We start from the raw sequence: 5,872 nt of genomic DNA, 5'->3' as shown, positions 1-5,872 counted from the left end.
TCAGGTAGCATAGTAAAAAATTGAAACCCGTCAGGGTTTATTTGATATGCCCGCTTTTATAAAATCTACAAAAGATAATAAAAAACTATATGGAAAGACCGCATTTTGTTTAAAAATATACCTTAAGTTGATGGATGTGGGCCAATCCCCCCAGTAGGACCTGTTGTTCCTGTTGCTCCCGTTACACCCGTTGCTCCTGTTACTCCCGTTGCTCCCGTTTCTCCTGTTGCTCCTGTTGCTCCCGTTTCTCCTGTTGCTCCTGTTGCTCCCGTTACTCCCGTTGGTCCTGTTACTCCCGTTGCTCCCGTTTCTCCTGTTGCTCCTGTTGCTCCCGTTTCTCCTGTTGCTCCTGTTGCTCCTGATGGACCTGTTGCTCCTGTTGGGCCTGTTGCTCCTGTTGCTCCTGTTGGGCCTGTTGCTCCTGTTGGGCCTGTTGCTCCCGTTGGACCTGTTAATCCTATTGCTCCTGTTGCTCCTGTTGCTCCCGTTGGTCCTGTTGCTCCTGTTGCTCCTGTTGCTCCTGTTGCTCCTGTTGCTCCTGTTGCTCCTGTTGCTCCTGTTGCTCCTGTTGCTCCTGTTGCTCCTGTTGCTCCTGTTGCTCCTGTTGGAATATATATTGGTGGAAGAGCTGAAAATGTAGGTCCAATATTCTCAGGTTCTATCTTACCTTTATTTATTGATAATTTATCATTCCGCTTCAATTTAATTCCTCATTCCACATATTTTTAATTAACTTACATAAGTATGAGTCTATTATTAAGAAATGCTTTCATAACTATTCTTTTTTCCTTCCAAATGATTCATACATATATTAAACATTTTACCGTTGCTATAACTCCTATTAATATAATAAAATGATAGTTCCATTCCAAAAACACGAAACTTATTGCATTCTAATTTAAAAATGAGGTAATTTATACTCAAGATAAAAATGAAAAAAGAATAGAAAAACTAGTATCAACGACTCTTGAAATTATTCTTCCATACAGACTTACTGAACCTACCAGAAATACTGGGTCAATAGTTACAACAAACTCTATGTTCGCTAATAATACATTAGGTGATCCCATCACTGTGATATTAGGCGGAACTAATATTCCTCTTTCTAATAACCAAAGCCTCGGTAATTTTACAGTTAACGCCTCAAACGATATATTTACAATTCCTGTAACCAGAAGATAGCATTTAACCTATCAAGTTAATACGACAACTGCTCTACTCGCTGGAACAAAACTACTATTAAACGCTTCTACTCCACTTCCTGGTTCTATTTTTTCTCCCGCTATATCAACTTCAAATTATAACAATAATTTAATTGCCGATACTACAATTTCACTTCAATTATTCGACGTATTATACATCGTTAATTTGGTTGGAGGTGGTTCAACAGGTGCCTCTCTAACAATTATACGAATCGATTTAAAAATGATTCATTCTTTTTCTAATAAACATTATTAAATACTAAGTCTGTCATGATAAGAACCTCCCAATTATTTCATAAAAGTGGTGGCGCATTAAAGAACAAATTGCACTATATTCATAGTAGAAACTATCTATACTAAATTTTCCGTATATATATTATCAATTTACACTGACTTCCACCGATGTTACATTAAATATGAAGACAGTTTCTTTTTTACGAACCATCTCAATACGTATTTGAGAAACGTACTCCAATCCTATACGCGAGAGCAATACTATGTTGACACTCAGATGAGTGTCTTTTTTTGTGAGTAATAAAAAATAAAAACCATCTCTTAAAGATGGTTTTATCTTTTGTTACTATAAATGTAAACTTATGCAGTTGGATAATAAATTGTCATGCTTAATCGAGTCAAAGATTCCCCTAAATTATAATAAGAGTGTGATCTATCGGCCTTAAAACGAATTGAATCTCCACTATTTAATTTATATTGACAGTTATTCAATTTTACTGTCAATTCACCTTCAAATACCGTTATAAATTCTTCTGCGCCTTCTTTATGCCCTTCTGAACTTAATTTCCCTTCTGTTTCTATTTCCACTGTATACATTTCAAAATGTCTATCATCTTGAAATGGAAAAGAAGGATACACTTTATATTTTCCATTGTCTTCAGACAATACTTGAATATCTTTTCTTAAAATCACTTTCGTATCAGGCTGAGGATTATTGATTAAAGAAGTAAAAGAAACTTTCAAGCCATTTGCAATTTTCCATATTGTTGTTAGTGTCGGACTTGACTCCCCTCTTTCAATTTGTCCAATCATTGTTTTACTTACACCTGTTAATTGAGAGACCTTTTCTAAACTTAATTTTTCTTTTTCACGTATTGATTTTAAATTTTTTGCCAGAATAAGTTGAATTTCTTCCATAAAAAACACTCCTACACCGCATACAATATAACGACCGTTATGTATAATAAAAAGCACACGTTATATTGTTCTTTTTGATCATTATAACATACAAAAATTGGGAGGTTTTGAAATGCCTATATTTTCTTTTTTGTTATTTGTATTTATAAGTAGCTTCACACCTGGTCCCAACAATTTCTTAGCTATGACATACGCAAATCAACATGGATTAAAGAGAAGCATAAACTTTTGCTTTGGAGTAGCATTCGGTTTTTTCATCCTCACTTCTTTATGCAGTTTCTTTAATATTGTTTTAATTAATATTATCCCTATAATTGAATTTCCTTTAAAAATTTTAGGTGTCGCGTATATGCTATATTTAGCCTTTAAAATAATTACTAGTAAAGGCGGTGCAGATCACAATGAAAAAAATAATAAAAACTTATTTACAGTGGGTATTTTCATTCAATTTGTTAATCCAAAAGGAATATTATTCGGGCTCACAGTAGTCTCTACTTTTATACTCCCCTACTACAATTCATATTCAAGTTTTCTGCTTTTCTCATTATTTCTAGGTATAGTCGGTTTACTAAGTACATTTAGTTGGAGTTTATTTGGTTCAATATTCCAAAAAATATTAGTAAAACATAACCAATTATTCAACATCATTATGGCTGTTTTATTAGTTTTCAGTGCCGTTTCAATCGTTATACACTAATTCGATGCTCATTTTAGATTTTGTACTTTTTAATACCACTCTTTATCAATCAGACTACTTTATATACTAATCCATCCACATACCCTATGTGGTTTAAAACTTTTAAGAGGAAACCTTCTAACAATAGGTTTCCTTCCATATCATATTAAATAAGAAGCAGGTTAAATACGGAGGTGATTTTGATTAAGACTACTTTAATTTCTCATTTTTACAATGAAGAATATTTACTTCCATGGTGGTTAATGCACCATACAAAGCTATTTGATCATGGCATTCTTATTAATCGTGGATCCACTGATCGTTCAGTTGAAATCTGTAAAACATTCGCTCCTAATTGGGAAATACGAAACTCAAAATCACTCGAATTTGATGCTTATTTAGTTGATCAAGAAGTTATGGAAATTGAAAGAGAAATTACAGGATGGAAAATGGTATTGAATACGACAGAATTCCTGTGCTGTTATAATAAAGAACAATTTTTCAAATTACTTAGCACTATGGGTGGCAATATGTTTTCAATAAGAATGATTATGATGATTGATGAACCGAGTTATGGCTACACTAATCCAAGATATAGCTCTCCGCTTGTTAAACAACGTTATCACGGCATAATAACTCAACCTAATCCAAACCAACTATATCTTAACGGTAGATTAATTCACAATAATTCGCACGGGAACTATAGAGTCGGGAGACATGGTTCGCATTATCCTTATAGCATTTACATGGAACCTGCTTTTATTTTTAAATTTTTTTATAGTCCATGGAACGATGCAATGAAAAAACGAAAATTACAAATTGGGCCGACTCTTTCTCAACATAGTGTACAGCGTGGACTAGGTTCACATCACTTAACAACAATTGAAAAATTAGAAACAAAATACAAATTCTATGCAACTTTAACTACGGACCTCCGGTTATTCCCAGAATACCAAATTATATTTCCTGACCTTTATCCTTAATGTCATGAATATTTAGTTTCCACATCCATCCGTTTTTTATTAACATATCAACTCCAACTAAATATTTTTCTCTAGTAGAAATCTGAGCTAGGACTCTTGCTGCGCGCAGATTCCTCTTATTTAATGTCGTATCACCAGCCTATAATCTTTCATACCATTTCATTGAGTACCTGATGTTGGATTAGAAATAAAAAATGGCAATTCATTTGGAAAATTTTCAATTTCAGATTATATACCTTCTAAAACAAAGTATTAAAACAATAGAACCTAAACTAATGTCTTAAGTTATGGCTTTATTTTTTTCTTATTATTCACTTTAAAATCTTTTTATAATAATATTGAAAAATACAGTATAATATAAATTACTGTTCTTTGGGAGGGTTATAATGTCTGATAAGTATAAAATTTTCATTCTTATTGTTACCGCATCTTTTTCTTTCTTTTCCTTAATAAAAGATTTCCGCAACACTTCAAAAAGTTTCTTTTGGGGTAGTTTTGTAATTCTTACAAGCTTCATAATACTTTTAACACTCGCTTTAGATTTAACTCAAATACTCCTATATTCAGCGCAAATTGCGCTTGAAATTATTACAATACCACATAAACTCTTTCTACCATCTGTCACTGAAGCCGCTATTATTTACTAAAAAAGTATTTTAATTTTCTTATGCATGCCAAAATATATTTTGGTAAATTTGACACACATTTATATCAAACAAGCATATTTTATTGTATGGTGACTATCTAATAATACAAATTTTTAATTTTCATAAGATCTTTTTATTTTTAATTAAAAATTTACAACATTCTAAAACAGTATGCACATAATATCCTCCATTCCCTTTTTCAACATGACACTTGTCTCAGAGCGCCTTTAAAAGCGCTCTTTATCTTTAATAAAGGTTTTATTAAAATTTAGGTTAAAAATTAATACCCTATAGTCATAATAGCTATTTACTGTTTCCAAAATAAGTTGCATTAATAATATAGAAATGAAATACCTATAAAAATTATTACTTTACTATTTCTTTAAACATGCTAGTGAGGTGATTTCGATAGATTATCAAAACAAAGATATGTTCATTAACTTTTCACTTTTAGATATTAACCGTATTATTCTCCCACATTCTCCTACTGGGGCTACCGGCTCTACCGGACCTACTGGAGCTACTGGAGCTACCGGACCTACTGGACCTACCGGTTCCATTGGACTTACTGGCTCTACCGGTTCCACTGGACCTACTGGGACTACCGGGGCTACCGGGGCTACTGGTTCCACTGGGACTACTGGAGCTACCGGACCTACTGGAGCTACCGGTTCCACTGGACTTACTGGCTCCACTGGGACTACCGGGGCTACTGGTTCCACTGGGACTACTGGGACTACTGGGGCTACTGGAGCTACCGGGACTACCGGGACTACCGGTTCCACTGGACCTACCGGGGCTACCGGTTCCACTGGACTTACTGGCTCTACTGGGGCTACTGGACTTACTGGCTCTACTGGGACTACCGGGGCTACTGGAGCTACCGGGGCTACTGGACTTACTGGCTCCACTGGGACTACCGGGGCTACTGGCTCTACCGGACCTACTGGACCTACCGGTTCCACTGGGACTACTGGGACTACCGGGGCTACTGGAGCTACCGGGGCTACTGGAGCTACTGGAACTACTGGAACTACTGGAGCTACCGGGGCTACTGGCTCTACCGGACCTACTGGACCTACCGGGGCTACTGGGACTACTGGGGCTACTGGAGCTACTGGAGCTACCGGGACTACCGGTTCCACTGGACCTACTGGGACTACCGGGGCTACTGGAGCTACTGGAGCTACCGGGACTACCGGTTCCACTGGA

Annotated in this window: 4 protein-coding genes and 3 pseudogenes; 4 read left to right on the top strand and 3 right to left on the bottom strand. The window is 35.7% G+C overall.

Annotation, left to right across the window (positions count from 1 at the left end; all coding sequences use genetic code 11):
- Nucleotides 1–140 precede the first annotated feature (140 nt).
- Nucleotides 141–701: pseudogene (locus ACS2CR_RS33145) on the bottom strand (exosporium leader peptide-containing protein); the annotation flags it as partial.
- A 211-nt stretch (nucleotides 702–912) separates the two neighbouring features.
- Here ACS2CR_RS33145 and ACS2CR_RS33140 point away from each other — a divergent pair.
- Nucleotides 913–1,458: pseudogene (locus ACS2CR_RS33140) on the top strand (BclA C-terminal domain-containing protein).
- Between the two features lie 338 nt (nucleotides 1,459–1,796).
- On the opposite strand, the gene ACS2CR_RS33135 reads toward ACS2CR_RS33140, so the two are convergent.
- A complete protein-coding gene (locus tag ACS2CR_RS33135) occupies nucleotides 1,797–2,354 on the bottom strand; it encodes a helix-turn-helix domain-containing protein (protein WP_000391298.1) in 558 nt (185 codons plus the stop codon).
- A gap of 112 nt (nucleotides 2,355–2,466) precedes the next feature.
- On the opposite strand from ACS2CR_RS33135, the gene ACS2CR_RS33130 reads away from it, so the two are divergent.
- From ACS2CR_RS33130 to ACS2CR_RS33120, 3 genes are all read left to right on the top strand, one after another.
- Nucleotides 2,467–3,051, top strand: coding sequence for a LysE family translocator (locus tag ACS2CR_RS33130; protein ID WP_001121272.1), 585 nt, complete (start codon nucleotides 2,467–2,469; stop codon nucleotides 3,049–3,051).
- A 179-nt stretch (nucleotides 3,052–3,230) separates the two neighbouring features.
- Nucleotides 3,231–4,013 (top strand): glycosyltransferase family 2 protein, encoded by a 783-nt coding sequence (locus ACS2CR_RS33125; protein ID WP_000598283.1) that lies wholly within the window; start codon nucleotides 3,231–3,233, stop codon nucleotides 4,011–4,013.
- A gap of 386 nt (nucleotides 4,014–4,399) precedes the next feature.
- Complete coding sequence (locus ACS2CR_RS33120; RefSeq protein WP_001281135.1) at nucleotides 4,400–4,660, top strand: hypothetical protein; 261 nt, start codon at nucleotides 4,400–4,402, stop codon at nucleotides 4,658–4,660.
- 416 nt (nucleotides 4,661–5,076) lie between these two features.
- On the opposite strand, the pseudogene ACS2CR_RS33115 reads toward ACS2CR_RS33120, so the two are convergent.
- Nucleotides 5,077–5,872, bottom strand: a pseudogene (locus tag ACS2CR_RS33115) (mucin 17-like protein); the annotation flags it as partial.

Origin of the sequence: Bacillus cereus group sp. BceL291 (assembly GCF_051776705.1) — a bacterium.
GTDB lineage: Bacteria > Bacillota > Bacilli > Bacillales > Bacillaceae_G > Bacillus_A > Bacillus_A cereus.
This window is presented reverse-complemented; position numbering and strand designations above follow the sequence as displayed.

What these genes read in the sequence shown, in the direction of transcription:
- ACS2CR_RS33135 (WP_000391298.1), bottom strand. Translation starts at nt 2,354, where the DNA reads ATGGAAGAAATTCAACTTATTCTGGCAAAAAATTTAAAATCAATACGT.
- ACS2CR_RS33130 (WP_001121272.1), top strand. Translation starts at nt 2,467, where the DNA reads ATGCCTATATTTTCTTTTTTGTTATTTGTATTTATAAGTAGCTTCACA.
- ACS2CR_RS33120 (WP_001281135.1), top strand. Translation starts at nt 4,400, where the DNA reads ATGTCTGATAAGTATAAAATTTTCATTCTTATTGTTACCGCATCTTTT.